Annotated in this window: 17 protein-coding genes; all 17 read left to right on the top strand. The window is 52.0% G+C overall.

The annotated features are described in order from the left end of the window. Positions 1–10: 10 nt before the first annotated feature. The 17 genes from fliR to rpsB all read left to right on the top strand — a co-directional run bounded on the left by fliR (position 11) and on the right by rpsB (position 15,642). Positions 11–799 (top strand): flagellar biosynthetic protein FliR, encoded by a 789-nt coding sequence (gene fliR / locus ACTHRH_RS16315; protein ID WP_144933134.1) that lies wholly within the window; start codon positions 11–13, stop codon positions 797–799. A gap of 29 nt (positions 800–828) precedes the next feature. Then, a complete protein-coding gene (flhB, locus tag ACTHRH_RS16310; RefSeq protein WP_144933132.1) occupies positions 829–1,920 on the top strand; it encodes a flagellar biosynthesis protein FlhB in 1,092 nt (363 codons plus the stop codon). 24 nt (positions 1,921–1,944) lie between these two features. Further along, complete coding sequence (gene flhA / locus ACTHRH_RS16305) at positions 1,945–3,978, top strand: flagellar biosynthesis protein FlhA (protein WP_144933130.1); 2,034 nt, start codon at positions 1,945–1,947, stop codon at positions 3,976–3,978. Continuing rightward, the gene (flhF, locus tag ACTHRH_RS16300) at positions 3,975–5,255 is read left to right on the top strand and encodes a flagellar biosynthesis protein FlhF (RefSeq protein WP_440416561.1); all 1,281 of its coding nucleotides are present in this window, start codon (positions 3,975–3,977) and stop codon (positions 5,253–5,255) included. The genes flhA and flhF overlap by 4 nt, the downstream gene beginning before the upstream one ends. Beyond that, positions 5,248–6,129 (top strand): MinD/ParA family protein, encoded by an 882-nt coding sequence (locus ACTHRH_RS16295; protein ID WP_144933126.1) that lies wholly within the window; start codon positions 5,248–5,250, stop codon positions 6,127–6,129. Before flhF ends, ACTHRH_RS16295 begins: the two co-directional genes overlap by 8 nt. A 43-nt stretch (positions 6,130–6,172) precedes the next feature. Continuing rightward, complete coding sequence (locus ACTHRH_RS16290; RefSeq protein ID WP_440416559.1) at positions 6,173–6,757, top strand: chemotaxis protein CheB; 585 nt, start codon at positions 6,173–6,175, stop codon at positions 6,755–6,757. Positions 6,758–6,849: 92 nt separating this feature from the next. Then, the gene (locus tag ACTHRH_RS16285; RefSeq protein ID WP_379287395.1) at positions 6,850–8,892 is read left to right on the top strand and encodes a chemotaxis protein CheW; all 2,043 of its coding nucleotides are present in this window, start codon (positions 6,850–6,852) and stop codon (positions 8,890–8,892) included. A gap of 32 nt (positions 8,893–8,924) precedes the next feature. After that, a complete protein-coding gene (locus tag ACTHRH_RS16280; protein WP_144933120.1) occupies positions 8,925–9,386 on the top strand; it encodes a chemotaxis protein CheW in 462 nt (153 codons plus the stop codon). Positions 9,387–9,390: 4 nt separating this feature from the next. Continuing rightward, positions 9,391–10,011: a chemotaxis protein CheC gene (locus tag ACTHRH_RS16275; protein WP_440416556.1), complete on the top strand. Its 621-nt coding sequence runs from the start codon at positions 9,391–9,393 to the stop codon at positions 10,009–10,011. Continuing rightward, positions 10,008–10,502: a chemotaxis protein CheD gene (locus ACTHRH_RS16270; protein ID WP_150959640.1), complete on the top strand. Its 495-nt coding sequence runs from the start codon at positions 10,008–10,010 to the stop codon at positions 10,500–10,502. Before ACTHRH_RS16275 ends, ACTHRH_RS16270 begins: the two co-directional genes overlap by 4 nt. Then, positions 10,503–10,925, top strand: a complete 423-nt coding sequence (locus ACTHRH_RS16265; RefSeq protein WP_144933114.1) for a hypothetical protein — start codon at positions 10,503–10,505, stop codon at positions 10,923–10,925. A 15-nt stretch (positions 10,926–10,940) separates the two neighbouring features. Continuing rightward, complete coding sequence (locus ACTHRH_RS16260) at positions 10,941–11,726, top strand: FliA/WhiG family RNA polymerase sigma factor (RefSeq protein ID WP_144933112.1); 786 nt, start codon at positions 10,941–10,943, stop codon at positions 11,724–11,726. Between the two features lie 14 nt (positions 11,727–11,740). Further along, positions 11,741–13,153, top strand: coding sequence for a DUF342 domain-containing protein (locus ACTHRH_RS16255; RefSeq protein ID WP_440416553.1), 1,413 nt, complete (start codon positions 11,741–11,743; stop codon positions 13,151–13,153). Between the two features lie 45 nt (positions 13,154–13,198). Next, positions 13,199–13,522, top strand: coding sequence for a hypothetical protein (locus tag ACTHRH_RS16250; RefSeq protein ID WP_440416551.1), 324 nt, complete (start codon positions 13,199–13,201; stop codon positions 13,520–13,522). Positions 13,523–13,582: 60 nt separating this feature from the next. Then, positions 13,583–14,152, top strand: a complete 570-nt coding sequence (locus tag ACTHRH_RS16245) for a DUF6115 domain-containing protein (RefSeq protein ID WP_379287381.1) — start codon at positions 13,583–13,585, stop codon at positions 14,150–14,152. After that, positions 14,133–14,663: a hypothetical protein gene (locus ACTHRH_RS16240; protein ID WP_379287379.1), complete on the top strand. Its 531-nt coding sequence runs from the start codon at positions 14,133–14,135 to the stop codon at positions 14,661–14,663. The genes ACTHRH_RS16245 and ACTHRH_RS16240 overlap by 20 nt, the downstream gene beginning before the upstream one ends. Positions 14,664–14,943: 280 nt before the next feature. Beyond that, positions 14,944–15,642 carry a 30S ribosomal protein S2 gene (gene rpsB / locus ACTHRH_RS16235; protein ID WP_379287377.1) on the top strand — a complete coding sequence of 233 codons (699 nt, stop codon included), beginning with the start codon at positions 14,944–14,946 and terminating at the stop codon, positions 15,640–15,642. Positions 15,643–15,725 lie beyond the last annotated feature (83 nt).

The following is a 15,725-nucleotide window of genomic DNA, read 5'->3' as shown; positions in this document are numbered from 1 at the left end:
GGGAAAATCGATGGAGTTCTTCTTGCAGTTCATTCCTAACGTCCTGCTTATTTTTTGCAGAATAACATCTTTCTTTCTCGCATCGCCAGTGTTCACGGCGAGAAACGTTCCTCCCCAGTTCAAGCTTGGATTGTCGTTTTTTCTTACACTAATGGCTATTCCTGCAATCGGGGACGAGCCGATCCCGATGGACGGGGAATATTTCCTTTCTATTATCAGAGAAATCTTGATCGGCTTGCTGCTTGGATTAATAGCGAACTTTATCTTTACCGCGGTGCAGATAGCCGGAGCGTTCATTGATGTGCAAATCGGATTTGCGATGGCGAATGTGATGGACCCGATGACGGGAGTGCAGACTCCGCTGCTGGGAAATTTTAAATACTTCATTGCCCTGCTGCTGTTTCTGACCTTCAACGGTCATCATCTGCTTATCCAGGCCATTGTGGACAGCTATGAGTGGGTTCCGTTGTCCAATGATTTCTTCGCCCATATTGCTCGGGGGCACGTTAGCGAATTTCTCGTTCAAGCGTTTATTACAGCTTTTGCCCTTGCTTTCCAAATGGCTGCTCCGCTGGTTGCATCGTTGTTTCTGGTTGACGTGGGGCTGGGTGTATTGGCAAAGACCGCTCCGCAATTCAATATTTTCGTGTTAGGGATCCCGATGAAAATTCTGGTCGGCCTGATTCTTCTCTTCTTTTTTATCCCGGGGATGTACAATCTGTTTTCCGACCTGTTCAAGACCATGTTCGAGCATATGCAAAGAATGCTGGAGATATTGGCCGTCCCGGGATCGTCCTAGCCAATGGAATGGCGTTTGGAGGGAGACCGATGACCGCTTATCGATGGCGGATGGACCTGCAGTTGTTCTCACAGGAAAAGACAGAGCCCGCTACACCGAAGAAAAAGCGCGAGGCCCGACAGAAAGGGCAGGTAGCCAAAAGCATGGAGCTGCCCGGCGCGCTTGTTCTGTTCTTTACCTTCGTCGCCTTTTTATTGTTCGGCGGCTTTCTGAAGGAGCGTTTATTCGAAATCTTCACATTAACGCTATACGACTATATGCTGATGAACGTCACGATCCCGAATACGACCGCATTATTTAACAAGCTTATGATCGACGGGATGATTATGCTTTCTCCCATTCTGCTCTTTGCCATCGTCATGGCGGTCATAGGCAATTATGTACAGATTGGTGTTTTGTTCACCGGCGAGCCTCTTAAGATGAAGCTGAACAAGCTGAATCCGGTGGAAGGGGCCAAGAAAATGTTCGGACTGCGGTCATTAGTAGAATTTTTAAAAACCGTCTTCAAATTAATCGTCATCGGAGTCATCGTCTTCTTCACTTTGTGGGGGAAGAAAGAAAGTTTAATGGGACTGGCCCATCTTCCTCTGGAATCCATTCTGTCGTATGTAGCTCAGGTTATGGTCGAATTAGGCGTGAAAATCGGACTGGTTCTGATCGTGCTGGCTATCTTCGACTATATGTATCAGAAATATGAGCATGAGAAAGGCTTGCGAATGTCCAAGCAGGACATTAAGGACGAGTACAAGAAGACCGAGGGAGATCCGCTGATCAAGTCGAAAATCAAGGAAAGACAGAGAAGAATGGCCATGCAGCGGATGATGCAGGAGGTTCCGAAGGCCGACGTTATCATCACCAACCCGACTCATTTCGCGGTAGCGCTAAAGTATGAGTCCGGGAAGATGGAGGCACCGAAGGTAATCGCGAAGGGTGTCGATTTGGTTGCCTTGAAAATCAGGGAAATCGGCAAACAGAACGGGATTGCCATAATGGAGAACAAACCATTGGCCAGGGCGCTGTATGAACGGGTGGAATTGAATGAAACCATTCCCGGAGACCTGTTTCAAGCCGTCGCTGAGGTGCTGGCCTACGTGTATAAGCTGAAGGGCAAAGTCAATTAATGGGCAAATGGAGGAGACTAAACAGTGAAAGTACGGGATTTATTCATATTGGTCGGAATAATCGGGATCGTTCTGATGATGGTCGTTCCGATTCCCATTCCTTTGCTAGACGTTCTCCTCATTATAAATATTACACTGGCTCTAACGATCCTGCTCGTGGCGATGAATACGAAGGAAGCTCTGCAGTTTTCGATCTTCCCTTCGCTGCTGCTCGTAACGACGCTGTATCGGCTGGCGTTAAATATTTCAACCACAAGAAACATTCTGTCGGAAGCGGAAGCAGGCCAGGTGGTGGACACCTTCGGCGGGTTCGTTGCGAACGGCAACATTGTTGTAGGATTTGTTGTATTCCTTATTCTGGTTATTGTTCAATTTATTGTTATAACGAAAGGTTCGGAGCGGGTTGCGGAGGTGGCCGCGCGCTTCACCCTCGATGCGATGCCCGGTAAGCAGATGAGTATCGATGCGGATTTGAACGCCGGGCTGATTAACGAGACCCAGGCGAGAGAACGCCGGAGCAAGATCGAACGAGAGGCCGATTTCTACGGAGCGATGGATGGTGCCAGCAAGTTTGTCAAAGGGGACGCCATCGCGGGAATTATCATTTTAATAATCAATCTTCTTGGCGGATTGATTATTGGAATGATGTATCACGATATGACGCTGCCGGAGGCTGCGGCCACCTTCTCCAGATTGACGATCGGGGACGGTCTGGTCAGTCAAATTCCTGCCCTCCTTATTTCGACATCTGCGGGATTGATTGTGACGCGCGCCAGCTCCGACGGCAACTTCGCTTCGGATATTGCCGGCCAGCTGCTTAACTACCCGAAACTGCTATATGTCGTGGCCGGAACGATATTGGTTCTTGGAATGTTCACGCCAATCGGGCTTGGCGCGACGCTTCCTATCGGCGGCCTGCTGATCTTCGCGGCCTATAAGATGCAGAAGAATATGGAGCGGAGGCAGGAAGAGGAACAGCAATTTGAAGAGGAGCAGCAAATCGAAGAGGTGCGCAGTCCGGAGAGTGTGATCAGCCTGCTGCAGGTGGATCCGATTGAATTTGAATTCGGTTATGGCTTGATTCCGCTGGCGGATACTCAGCAAGGAGGAGATCTGCTGGACCGGATTATTCTGATCCGCAGACAGTGCGCCCTTGAGCTCGGAATTGTCGTGCCGGTTATCCGAATTCGCGATAACATCCAGCTCAAGCCGAACGAGTATGTGATCAAGATCAAAGGAAATACGATTGCCAGAGGAGAGCTGCTCCTCAATCATTACTTGGCGATGAGTCCGGGAGTGGAGGACGACTCCGTTATCGGAATTGAAACGACGGAACCGGCATTCGGACTGCCGGCTCTATGGATCGACGAGGAGACGAAGGACCGGGCGGAGCTGTCCGGCTACACAGTGGTCGATCCGCCATCCGTAGTGGCGACCCATCTGACCGAAGTGATCAAGAAGCATGCCTTCGAGCTGCTTGGACGCCAAGAGACGAAAGCGTTGATCGAGAACGTAAGAGAGAGCTATCCGGCCCTGGTGGAGGAGCTCATTCCGAATGTGCTGTCGATCGGCGATATTCAGAAAGTTCTCGTCAAGCTGCTGCGTGAGAAAATTTCCGTACGGGACATGGTGACCATTCTGGAAACGTTGGCCGATTACGGAACTTATACGAAAGACCCGGATGTATTGACCGAATATGTACGGCAGGCGCTGTCCCGCCAGATTACCCAGCAGTTCGCCCAGGGGGACGAGTCGCTTAAAGTTATTACGGTGGGTCCGGCATTGGAGAAGAAAATTGCGGAATCGGTACAGCAGACAGACCAGGGGTCGTATCTGGCGCTGGACCCGGCTTCAACACAGACGATCTTTCACCGATTGAGCGAGCAAGTAGGCAAGGTTGTTCAAGCGGGACAGCAGCCGGTCATTCTGACCTCCCCAACGATTCGAATGTACTTGCGTCAGCTGCTGGAAAGAACGATGCAGGATATTCCGGTGTTGTCTTACAGCGAGCTGGAGCCGAGTGTTGAAATTCAAAGCATGGGGGTAGTCAATCTATGAAGGTGAAACGTTACGTAGTTGATTCAATGCCCGACGCGCTTGCCCGGATCCGAAGTGACTTGGGCAAGAACGCAATCATTTTAAATACGAAAGAAATCCGCTCAGGAGGGCTGTGGGGCTGGTTCGGCAAGAAGAAGATAGAGGTAATTGCGGCAGCGGACGAGAGCATGTCCGTTCCGCAGCGGCCGACGGCGCCGCCTGCAGCCGGCTGGTCGGACTTCCAGTCTGAGGTGGCCGCGGCCCTGAACTCCAATTCGGATTCCGTATTCGATACCGGGAAACCGGGAATTCATGCTCCCATCCCGCTGGACAGAAATGCTCACAACTTGACGGGCCGAACCGGCTTCAAGCAGCAGTCCGATTTGACGAACGGGCGTTCCGCCAAGGAGGAACAGGGAAACGAGCCGATTCTTGAGGAGATCAGGCAGATGAAGTTGCTGATGCAGAAGCTGTCTGCCGCTTCCGAGCCTCAGGAGGAGGCTCCTCCCGCGTGGCTGGAAGTAAGAGAAAGGCTGCTGGAGCAGGATGTTTCGCCGGATTTGACCGACCGGATTCTTCTGCCGATCCGCGAAGAAATGCAGGAGTCTACGGAAGTATGGGACAAGGCCCGGATCATAGCCCGGGCAAGGGAGAGGATGCGGGACATTTTCTCGGGGCAGGGGCCGAAGGTGATCTCGCCGCAAACCCGCATTGTGCATATCGTCGGACCGACCGGAGTAGGCAAGACAACGTCCATCGCCAAGCTGGCCGCCGAGCAGGTTCTCAAGCATAAGCGCAAAGTAGGGCTGATCACTTCCGATACATATCGAATCTCGGCCGTGGAGCAGCTGAAAACATACGCAACCATTTTAAACACACCGTTAGAGGTTGTGTTCTCGCCCCAGGATATGCAGCGGGCTTTCTCGCGGTTGGAGGACATGGATATCATCTTTATGGATACCGCAGGGCGAAATTACCGCAACGAAATGTATGTCTCCGAGCTGCATTCCCTGATACAAACCCATGGGGCAAGCGAAACGTTCCTGGTGCTCAGCCTGACCACCAAATACAAGGATATGAAAGTCATCGCCGATAACTTCATGAAATTTCGTCTGGATAAAGTGCTTTTCACAAAAATGGATGAAACGGGCACGCTCGGCGCTGTGCTGAATTTGGTCGATGCGCTTAAGCTCCAATTGTCCTATGTGACGAATGGACAGAATGTTCCCGACGATATTGCGGAAGCAGATGAGGACCATATCATTAATGTCATTTTGGGGGAAGCCGTGCATGAATGACCAGGCACAAAGTTTGCGAAGGCTCATGAGCATGAGAGCGTCCTCGGAATCGGACCCGTCATCGGGCCAAACCCGTGTCATTACCGTGACGAGCGGTAAAGGGGGAGTAGGGAAGTCCAATTTCACGCTTAACTTTGCCCTTGCTCTTCAGGCGCGCGGACACAAGGTGCTCATCTTCGATGCGGATATGGGGCTGGCCAATCTCGACACGCTTATGGGGGTTTCCCCACGCTATAACCTGTACCATCTTCTTAAGCAGAACAAATCGATTCAGGCCATTATCCATGAATGCTACGGCGGCCTGCAGTTTATAGCCGGAGGTTCCGGGGTTACCGAGCTGCTCCATCTGTCCGAACAGGAACTGGATATTTTCAAGCGGGAGATAGAAAGGCTGAATGGCGTCGTCGATTTTATTATTTTCGATACCGGGGCCGGATTATCGAACGAAACACTCCGGTTTATCCTGTCGGCGGATGAGACGATTATTGTGACGACACCGGAGCCGCCCTCCATTACGGATGCCTATGCTGTGATGAAGATGGTGAAGGGGCTCGGGCATGAGGTGAATTTTCGGCTCGTTGTCAATCGAGCCACCGATTTGCGGGAAGGAACGCAAACCGCTGACAAAATCCGCATGGCGGCCCACCGTTTTTTGCAGACGGACGTTCCCGCTCTCGGCTATGTGCTGGATGACAGCAACGTATCGAAGGCTGTCAAAATGCAGAAGCCGTTCACGGTAGCTTATCCGCATAGCAGTGCTTCCAGATCGATTGCCAACATTGCCGACCGCTTTCTATCCGGTTCCACCTCTCAGCCTTCTGCAAATGCAGGTATCAAAGGCTTTCTCTACCGAATGTTCAAGCGGGTGAAATAAACAAGTCGGAAATAACAATTGACCGTTGAGGAGGGAAGCCCGGATGATCCCTTATAGGGTACTTGTAGTCGATGATTCCATATTCATGAGAAAAATCATTAGCGATTTGTTGTCCGGCAACCCTCGGTTAAAAGTCGTCGACACGGCCGTCAACGGGGCGGAAGCCGTTGAGAAAGTAAAGCAGCTGAAGCCGGACGTGGTGACGATGGACGTGGAAATGCCGGTCATGGATGGGCTTAGGGCACTGCAGAAAATTATGGCCGAGCATCCGACTCCGGTTGTCATGTTAAGCAGCTTGACGCAGGAAGGGGCGGATCAATACCGCACTCGTCTGTCCGCCGAAGGCACCCGCTCCGGGCATCGTCCGTCTGTGGATGTCTTGTTCGAATCTCTGCTTCCTTTTAAGGAACTGAAGAGACATGCCGTACTCATGACGGGCATGGGCAGTGACGGTGCGGCGGGTATGCTTGCCCTGAAGCAGGCGGGGGCCGTGACGACGATAGCTGAAGCGGAAGAGACGTGTGTAGTCTATGGAATGCCCAGGGCTGCGGTCGAACGGGGAGCGGCCATACATATATTGCCCCAGCAGCACATTAGCGGGAAGCTGGTTCAGCTTATTGAAACTTAAGCCGGTTAAGCACTCGGGGGCGTTTGCACTCCGCTTGCCCGGAGAGGAAGCGGAGGCTGTCCGCATGATGCAAATACAGGAGGTGCAGCTTTTTGGATATTAATCAATATTTGTCGGTTTTTATCGATGAGGCGAGAGAGCATTTACAGGCCATGAACGACCAACTGCTTGTTCTGGAGCAGAGTCCGGAAGATATCGAGATCGTGCAGACGATCTTTCGATCCGCGCATACGCTTAAAGGCATGTCGGCAACGATGGGGTTCGAGGATATCGCTTCGTTAACCCATGAAATGGAAAATGTGCTGGATCTGGTGCGTAATGACAAGCTGGCGATGAGCGAGCCGATCTTCGAATGTTTATTCAGCGGCAACGACGCGCTGGAGTCGATGGTGAACGATATTATCAATGGTGGAACAGGCAGCCTCGACGTATCCGAGCTGGTAGCTTCCCTGAAAGCTATCGTGAACGGGGATGCTCCGGGAGGAACCGCTCAATCCACCGCTTCTTCCACAGATTTGGATGAATTTCAATATTCTATCATTATGCAAACCCTGGAAGCCGGCCACTCGGTCTTTCATATCGATGTCGTTTTTCGGGACGATTGTGTGCTGAAGGCCGCACGTTCGTTTATGGTATTCGGTGTGCTGGAAGCAAGCGGGGAGGTTGTCCAAACCATCCCGTCCGTAGAAGATATCGAGCAGGAAAAGTTTGACAAGGGCTTCTCCGTTTATTTGGTCAGCGATAAGGAAGCGGCGGAGCTTCAGGCTGAAATCATGAAGGTCTCGGAAATCGAATCGGTCGATGTGCGTCCGCTGGATAAAGAGTCGCTGCAGCGGATTCGTGCCGGTGTTCAGGAAGCGGCAGCAACGGCCGTTGCGGAGAAACCGGCGGCTGATCCCGGAGCAGCAGCCAAGGAACAGCCTGCGTCAGACGGTAAGCAGGCGTCCGGCAAAGCGAAGCCCAAACCGGCCGCGGCACCTGTTGCAAGCCGGACCATCCGTGTGGATATCGAGCGTCTGGATGTTCTGATGAACCTGCTCAGCGAGCTGCTGATTGACCGGGTCCGCCTGGAGCAGCTGGCAAGCGAGATCCGCAATGGCGATTTGATCGACACGGTCGAGCATATGACCCGTGTAAGCGGTGATTTGCAGAACATTGTTCTGAAGCTCAGGATGGTGCAGATCGATACGGTATTCAACCGGTTCCCCCGGATGATCCGCGATATCGCCAAATCGCTGGATAAGAAGGTGGACCTCGTCATTACCGGAGCTGAGACGGAACTGGACCGGACCGTCATTGATGAAATCGGAGATCCGCTCGTTCATTTATTGAGGAATGCGGTGGATCACGGGCTGGAATCGGTTAGCGACCGTGTGGCCGCGGGCAAACCCGAGACCGGAACGATTCAACTTAGAGCGTTCCAAAGCGGCAACCATGTCTTCATCGAAATTGAGGATGACGGCAAAGGAATTAACCGCGATAAAGTGCTGCAAACGGCGATTCGCAAAAATGTGGTTACCCAGGAGCAGGCGGATAAACTGTCCGACGAGGAGGTTTACCAGCTTCTGTTCGCTTCCGGCTTCAGCACGGCAGATCAAATCTCCGATATTTCCGGCCGCGGGGTAGGTCTGGACGTCGTCAAGACCAAAATTCAATCCCTGGGCGGACAAGTTTCGGTGTCGTCCAATCCCGGACTAGGGACGAAATTTTCGGTCCAGCTTCCGTTAACCCTCTCTATCATAACCGCCATGCTGATAAGAGCAGGCGAGGAGAAATATGCTATCCCGCTGTCCTCTATCTCGGAGACGGCGATAGTCGAGAAGAGCGAGATTCGTCAGGTACACGGCAATCCGATGATCGATTTCCGCGGCAGTGTGATTCCGGTCATCTTTCTGGATCAGCTTCTGGATATCCCGGTTCAATCGGTAGCCGTCAGCTCTTCCCTGCAGATTATCGTGATCCGGAAAGGAGACAAACAGGCCGCTCTGGTTGTCGACGAGTTTATCGGACAGCAGGAAATTGTTCTGAAATCGTTGGGCAAATATTTGGACAACCCGTTCGCCGTTTCCGGAGCCACAATTTTGGGGGACGGTCAGGTTGCCCTCATTCTGGAAACCAATGCTTTGATTAAATAACCATTAACTATATGTCGAAAGGGTGAGTGGGAATGGAAGAAGATTTGAAGGTGATCGTGTTTACTCTCGGCAGCGAGGAATACGGCGTGGATGTAGAAAGAGTTCAGACGATCGAGCGCATGCTGCCGATTACCCGGGTTCCCAAGACTCCGTCGTTTGTCAGAGGAGTTGTGAACTTGCGCGGAGTCGTAACGCCGGTTATCGATCTTAGAGGCCGCTTCGGGCTTGAGGAAACCGAATATACGGATCAGACCCGGCTAATTGTCGTCGCCATCAACGATATCGAGGTAGGGCTGATCGTCGATTCGGCTAATGATGTTCTCGATGTGCCCGCCGATTCGGTTGATGATCCGCCGGAAGTGGTGGGCGGCATCAAAGCCAAATATTTGCACGGCATCGCGAAAATCGGTGAGGACCGACTGCTGGTCCTGCTTAATTTGCGGGAGGTGCTGAACAAGGAAGAGATCATTCAACTGGAACAGTTCGAGGCTTAGTTCGATGAATCCGTTGAAGCCAATGGCTGAATTCCAGATGGATGTATTGAGAGAGGTCGGTAACATTGGGGCGGGCCATGCGGCAACGGCTTTATCCAAGCTTCTGGGCCGGCCGGTAGATATGCGCGTCCCCCAGGTGAAGATGGTCCCTTTCGAACAAATTTCAGACAGCGTGGGCGGAGCTGAGCAGGTCGTCATAGCTATCTTCCTGCGGGTCGAAGGGGACGTTCCGGGCAATTTGTTCTTTATTTTCAGCAAGGGATCGGCCAAGCAGCTTCTTGGCTCGCTCGTCGCCGGCGGAATGGAAGGCGAGGGGGAATTCTCCGAAATGGAGCTGTCCGCGCTTCAGGAGATCGGCAATATTCTGGCCGGGTCGTACCTGACCTCGTTGGCCGAGCTGACCCAATTGGACATGGTTCCTTCCGTTCCGTCGCTGGCTATCGATATGGCCGGCGCGATTCTGAGCTACGGCCTGCTGGAATACGGGCAGATGGGGGAGCAGGCCCTGTTTATAGACACCAATTTCCTGGAAGGCAGTGAAGCGATTGAGGGACATTTCTTTTTTATCCCCGATCCCGATTCGTTCGATAATCTGTTTTCCGCATTGGGAGTGCCCCCTTCATGATTCAGCAAAATAATGTAGTCAAGGTCGGGATGGCGGATATGAATATAGTCGTTGGAGAAGGCGTATTAAGGACGACTGGTCTCGGTTCCTGCGTCGGGGTCACCTTGTATGATTCCGTCGCCAAAATCGCCGGCATGGCCCATGTCATGCTTCCGTCATCCGACATTGCCAGAGGGCCAATCCATCTGGCTAAATTCGCGGATACAGCCTTGCCGGAGATGATCCGCAGGATGGAGCAGGAAGGCGCGTCTACCCGCCGGATGGAGGCCAAGATGGCAGGGGGAGCGCAGATGTTTGCCTTTGATACCAGGAAAGATACGATGCGGATCGGCCCCCGCAACGTGGAATCTTGCAAAGCGGTTCTGAACCGATACGGAATACCCGTTAAAGCGGAAGATACGGGAGGAAATTATGGACGAACTATTGAATTGGACTGTGCTACCGGCATTCTGCATATCCGGAGCGTCCAGCATGGAAGCCGGGATCTGTAAATGATAGGAACCATTCGCTGGAATGCGATCATCGGTGGATTGGGGGCCGCAGCCACTTTTATATCCTCTTTTTCCAATAATATATTGACGACGACTCTGCTCCGCACTCTATACAGCTTCGTTATTTTATTCGCGCTCGTATTTGTTTTCCGATGGGTCCTTGGAACGGTAATGGGAGGAACGAATCCTGAGCGGGATTCTGCAGACTCGCAGCCGGAGGACTCCGTCAGGGGACAGAGGATCGACTTTACGACGCCAGACGAGCCGTCCGGATTGTCCGGAGAGCCCGTCCCGTCCGCCCAGGACGACAGGGAACAGGATGAGACCGGCTTCTCCCCTTTGAACCCGCCTAAGCTGGCGACCAGAAACAAGGTCGATTCGGAAGAGATGGTCAAAGCCCTTCGTCATCTTTCAGAAGATTAAGGAAGGTGAACTTGTATGGCAATTCATAAGCAGTCACATTTGTCCAATATGGAAATATGGAAGCAGTGGAAGGAAGAACGCTCGCTGGAGGCGAAGAAAAGGTTGATGGAATGTTATCTTCCTCTCGTGGACTTCGTTTCCAACCGGCTGGCGAGCGGGATGCCGGGCTCGGTATCGAAAGAGGATCTGGCCAGTCACGGAGTAATGGGTTTGATAGACGCCATCGAGAAATTCGATCATTTGCGGGGACTTCAATTTGAGACTTATGCCTCCTGGAGAATTCGCGGAGCCATCATTGACGGTTTGCGCCAGGGAGACTGGGTGCCCCGTTCCGTGCGCGAGAAGGCCAAGAGAATAGAGGAAGCCTATCAGAAGCTGGAGCAGGAGCATTTGCGTTCCGTAACCGACGCGGAAATCAGCAGCTATCTGCAGGTTTCGGAGAAGGAATTTCAATCGATGCTGCAAGAAATTACTTTGACGACACTCTGCTCCATTGATGAGCCTATTAAAGAGGAAGAATCGGAAACGAGATTGTCCGTTTTGGTTGACGAGACGTCGAAAAACCCGGAATATAAGGTTAACGAGTTTTTTCTGAAGGAAACGTTGGCAAAAGCTATTGACCGGCTGACGGAAAAGGAGAGAACGGTCATCTCGCTGTTTTATTATGAAGATCTGTCGCTCAGTGAAATTGCTGAGGTAATGTCGCTGTCGCCTTCTCGGATTTCTCAGCTTCACTCCAAGGCTATTCTCAGATTGAGAGGATCGCTTGGACGATTTAAAGTGCAATTGTTGCATGAATAGAAGGGATGGATACAATGAACCCTCATTCAGCCTCTACTGAATTCTTCATTGATGTGCTGCTCTCCGACGACAAGCTGGAAGCCTTCCTCGATTTCTCGCATTGCGGGGAAGATATGGTATGCACCGTCGAGCAGTTAGAAACGCTGCTGAAAAAACATTCCATCAGTTACGGCATTGATTACGCCCGGCTTGTCCAGATCGCCAAGGACCCGGGTCCTTTCATTAAGCGCAAAATCGTTATTGCCACAGGAGACCCGCCCAAACCGGGCAAGGACGGCGAAATCAAATATTGGTTCGATATGAAAGCATCGGCCAAGAAGCCCGCCGTGCTGGAAGACGGCACCGTAGATTACCGGGAAGTTACGAGCATTTTAAATGTAAAAAAAGGGGAGCTTCTCGCCAGCAGAACTCCCCCAACGAAAGGAGTTCCCGGCAAAGCCGTTACCGGTGAGGTCCTCATGGCCAGAAACGGCAAGGAAGCCCGGTTCAAGGTAGGCAAGAATGTAGTAACGGATGCCAACAACACTCAGCTGTATTCGGCCATTGATGGGGTGATCAGTTATACGGGCAAGGGACAGATCAACGTTTTTCCCGTTTACGAGGTGAATGGGGATGTCGACTACGCCATTGGCAATATCGACTTTGTAGGCACGGTTGTTATCCGCGGGAATGTGCTGACCGGCTTCAAAATCAAGGCGGAGGGAGATATACGCGTCACCGGAACCGTCGAGGGAGCCGAGATGGAGGCCGGCGGGTCCATACTGATCAGCGCGGGAATATTAGCCCAGAATAAAGGATGGATTCGTGCCGGCAAGACGATTAGGAGTGCGTTCATCCAGGATGGCAATGTGGAAGCGGGGGAAGACGTTCTGATCTCCCAGAGTATAATGCACTCCAATATCCGGGCGGGAAGAAGCATCCGGTGTGAAGGCGCCAAGGGACTGATTGTCGGCGGGAAACTCCAGGCGGGCGAACAGGTCGTCGCCCGAACGATCGGCAATTCCATGTCGACGGCCACCGTTATTGAAGTAGGCGTCCTGCCGGAGGTGCGTAGTGAGCTGCATCAGCTCAAGGAGCAGCTGAAGATGAATGCCGAGAACCTGCAGAAGACGGAGAAAGCGTTGACAATTCTTGACCAGTTGGCAGCGGCCGGACAGCTTTCACCTGATAAAGCGGCCATGCGGGTTAAACTGGCAAACACCCGAAAGCAAACGGTGGAAACAACGGAAACGATCAAGGACAGGGTCCTTCAGTTGGAGACCATGCTGGAGGATACGGGGAAAGCAAGAATTGTGGCGACCTCAACGATTTACGGCGGAACCAAGCTTGTCATGGGCCGTCATATCAAAGTGATTAAAGACCCGGTGCAGCGGGTATACTTCCGAATTGACGAAGGGGATATCGGCATGTTTCCGCTTTATCCTTAAGGAGAGACCTTGAATTTCGCGCGATAAGTTGGAGGGATCGAGCATATGAGTCTGAAATCGATCGATATGCAGCTGGCTGTTCACAAAAGTCCCGAAGCCGGGATCAAGCAAAATGAAATTCAGCAGAAGCCGGTCCATGATCAAAATCATCTCACAGAGCAAACTTCCAAACAAACAGACCGGGAACGGCACGTCACCTCGAAATCGGAAGCGCCCGAACAGGCAGGGATCCGGGACGGGGAGGAACGCCGTGAACGCAGCAGGGGAAGCGGAAACGGAAGGAAGAAGACCTCGGGCCAATCCGGTCCTGTCGAGGAGAAGAGGCCACAGCACCCATACAAGGGAAAAATTATAGATATGCAGCTTTAGTGCTGTCCTGCAATATGCTGATGCACCAAGAAACCGATTTGACGAAAAGGTGAAGTTTAAATGAATGACCCTTGGGTATATATCGTACTGGCAGGAGCAGTTATCATCGTGATCGCGCGCCTTCTGCCTAAGCCCTCCGGACCGTCGTCCGAGATAGTTAAGGAAATGGAAGGGGCAATCGAACAGTTTGCGGCGGATTTGGAGCAAGACAATGAGAAGCTTCTCCAGACCATCTCCAGAATGAAAGACGAGCATAACGGCCAGGTGGAGCAGCTAAGCCGCAGAATGGCCGAACTGGAGAAGCAGAATGAAATTTTGGGCAGGCAGATGGAGCGGCTCAAGCAAGAGGCCGTGTCCTCTCAATCCGTTACGGCAGGACTTCAATCGACCGTGGAAGCCCGGGCATCGGAGACGCTTGAGGCAGCGTCCGGGGTTAAAGAGGCGCCGGCCGCAGAGGATAGCGGGATAATGAACATCAAGGCAAGGTACGCCGAGCTTTTTTCATTATATGAGCAGGGGAAATCGATAGAAGCGATCGCCCGCAAGCTGGGGATGAACAAAGGGGAAGTTAATCTGATCGTGCAGCTGGGCAAACAGGAGGAGAACAGTCATGAGCGTGTCCGGGCGTAGATCGTTCTGGACGGGTATAGGAAGCGGCCTCGTCATAGGAGCCATTCTGCTGCAGGTCATGAATATCGCCGTCCAGCGAGACCTGCCCCCGATGGATGCGGAAACGCAGCAGACAGAGGCGGAGCAGGATTGGCGGAAGCTGGCTGAGGAAGCGGGTTATACCTTGTATCCGTCCGATGTTAAGCTGTATACACAGGAGGAGCTTGACGAACGGCTCAGGCTTGCATTGGCTGCGGCGGAACAAGAGGGGACCGCGTCGGAGGAAGCCGGCGTGACGGATATTGATGCGGTGAACGGGAATGCCGCGAATGTCGATGTGCAGATTAAAGCCGGAATGCTGGCCTCAGACGTCGCAGAATTGTTATCGGAGGCCGGAGTTATCGCAGACAAGGATGCATTCGAATTAAGGCTTAAGGAGCAGAGGCGGACACCCAAGATAAGGAGCGGAGTTTATTCCTTCGCCCTTGGAGAAGACATGGATTCAGTGATTGAAAAGATTACGTTCGACTGACAAGAGACCTTGGCCGCGTGCTGAAGTCTCTTTTTGGTCTTTTCCCGGGCTATCATTGTTTCCGATAACGGTTTACAACATGAACAGGCAGAGGTCATTCCGGCCCATGAAATTAAAGGCGGATTTTGTTGCAACGGCAAAATGAATATGGTATATTTATTGACGGTGTCAAGAACACACGCCGTTTAATTGGAATGAGGGTGCTTTTCTTTATCGGAAAGTCTGATTCCAAAATGAGAATGGCGGAGGATAATAAAACCAATAGAGGAGGTGTGTGAAGATGGCAGTTATCTCCATGAAACAGCTGCTGGAGGCTGGGGTTCACTTTGGTCACCAGACCCGTCGCTGGAACCCGAAAATGGACAAATACATCTTCACGGAAAGAAACGGTATTTACATCATTGACCTGCAGAAGACGGTCAAGAAAGTAGAAGAGGCTTACAATTTCGTTAAGTCTGTCGCCGGTGAAGGAGGAACCTTCCTGTTCGTCGGTACGAAGAAGCAGGCTCAAGATTCCGTCAAGGAAGAAGCAGAGCGCTGCGGAATGTTCTACATCAACCAGCGTTGGCTGGGAGGCACGTTGACGAACTTCGCTACGATTCAGAAGCGGATTGACCGTCTCCATGAGCTGGAGAGGTGGGAAGAGGACGGCACGTTCGATGTTCTGCCTAAGAAAGAAGTTATCATTCTCCGCAAGGAGAAGGAACGTCTCGAGAAGTTTTTGGGCGGAATCAAGAACATGAAGGGTCTTCCTAGCGCATTGTTCGTTATCGATCCGCGCAAAGAGCGCATTGCCGTAGCAGAAGCCCGCAAGCTGGGAATCCCGATTGTCGGGATTGTGGATACGAACTGTGATCCGGATGAAATCGATTATGTGATTCCGGGTAACGATGATGCTATCCGCGCAGTGAAGCTTCTGACTTCCAAGATGGCCGAAGCGATCATCGAGGCCAATCAAGGCGAACAGACGACTGCGTAATCTAATAGGATAAATTGAAAAAGGGTGGGTTGAAGGTGTAATAACCTATCGCCGCCCTTTTTTTAGAATGAAGAAATATAATA

It is taken from the genome of Paenibacillus sp. SAFN-117 (genome assembly GCF_051966115.1).
GTDB classification, from domain to species: domain Bacteria; phylum Bacillota; class Bacilli; order Paenibacillales; family NBRC-103111; genus Paenibacillus_L; species Paenibacillus_L residui.
The sequence above is the reverse complement of the archived record's forward strand: the minus strand, read 5'-3'. Positions and strand labels throughout refer to the sequence as shown.

Bases quoted from the DNA above. Each gene is read 5' to 3' on its own strand.
- fliR (WP_144933134.1), top strand. From the start codon at position 11: ATGGAGTTCTTCTTGCAGTTCATTCCTAACGTCCTGCTTATTTTTTGC.
- flhB (WP_144933132.1), top strand. From the start codon at position 829: ATGACCGCTTATCGATGGCGGATGGACCTGCAGTTGTTCTCACAGGAA.
- flhF (WP_440416561.1), top strand. From the start codon at position 3,975: ATGAAGGTGAAACGTTACGTAGTTGATTCAATGCCCGACGCGCTTGCC.
- ACTHRH_RS16295 (WP_144933126.1), top strand. From the start codon at position 5,248: ATGAATGACCAGGCACAAAGTTTGCGAAGGCTCATGAGCATGAGAGCG.
- ACTHRH_RS16290 (WP_440416559.1), top strand. From the start codon at position 6,173: ATGATCCCTTATAGGGTACTTGTAGTCGATGATTCCATATTCATGAGA.
- ACTHRH_RS16280 (WP_144933120.1), top strand. From the start codon at position 8,925: ATGGAAGAAGATTTGAAGGTGATCGTGTTTACTCTCGGCAGCGAGGAA.
- ACTHRH_RS16275 (WP_440416556.1), top strand. From the start codon at position 9,391: ATGAATCCGTTGAAGCCAATGGCTGAATTCCAGATGGATGTATTGAGA.
- ACTHRH_RS16270 (WP_150959640.1), top strand. From the start codon at position 10,008: ATGATTCAGCAAAATAATGTAGTCAAGGTCGGGATGGCGGATATGAAT.
- ACTHRH_RS16265 (WP_144933114.1), top strand. From the start codon at position 10,503: ATGATAGGAACCATTCGCTGGAATGCGATCATCGGTGGATTGGGGGCC.
- ACTHRH_RS16260 (WP_144933112.1), top strand. From the start codon at position 10,941: ATGGCAATTCATAAGCAGTCACATTTGTCCAATATGGAAATATGGAAG.
- ACTHRH_RS16255 (WP_440416553.1), top strand. From the start codon at position 11,741: ATGAACCCTCATTCAGCCTCTACTGAATTCTTCATTGATGTGCTGCTC.
- ACTHRH_RS16250 (WP_440416551.1), top strand. From the start codon at position 13,199: ATGAGTCTGAAATCGATCGATATGCAGCTGGCTGTTCACAAAAGTCCC.
- ACTHRH_RS16245 (WP_379287381.1), top strand. From the start codon at position 13,583: ATGAATGACCCTTGGGTATATATCGTACTGGCAGGAGCAGTTATCATC.
- ACTHRH_RS16240 (WP_379287379.1), top strand. From the start codon at position 14,133: ATGAGCGTGTCCGGGCGTAGATCGTTCTGGACGGGTATAGGAAGCGGC.
- rpsB (WP_379287377.1), top strand. From the start codon at position 14,944: ATGGCAGTTATCTCCATGAAACAGCTGCTGGAGGCTGGGGTTCACTTT.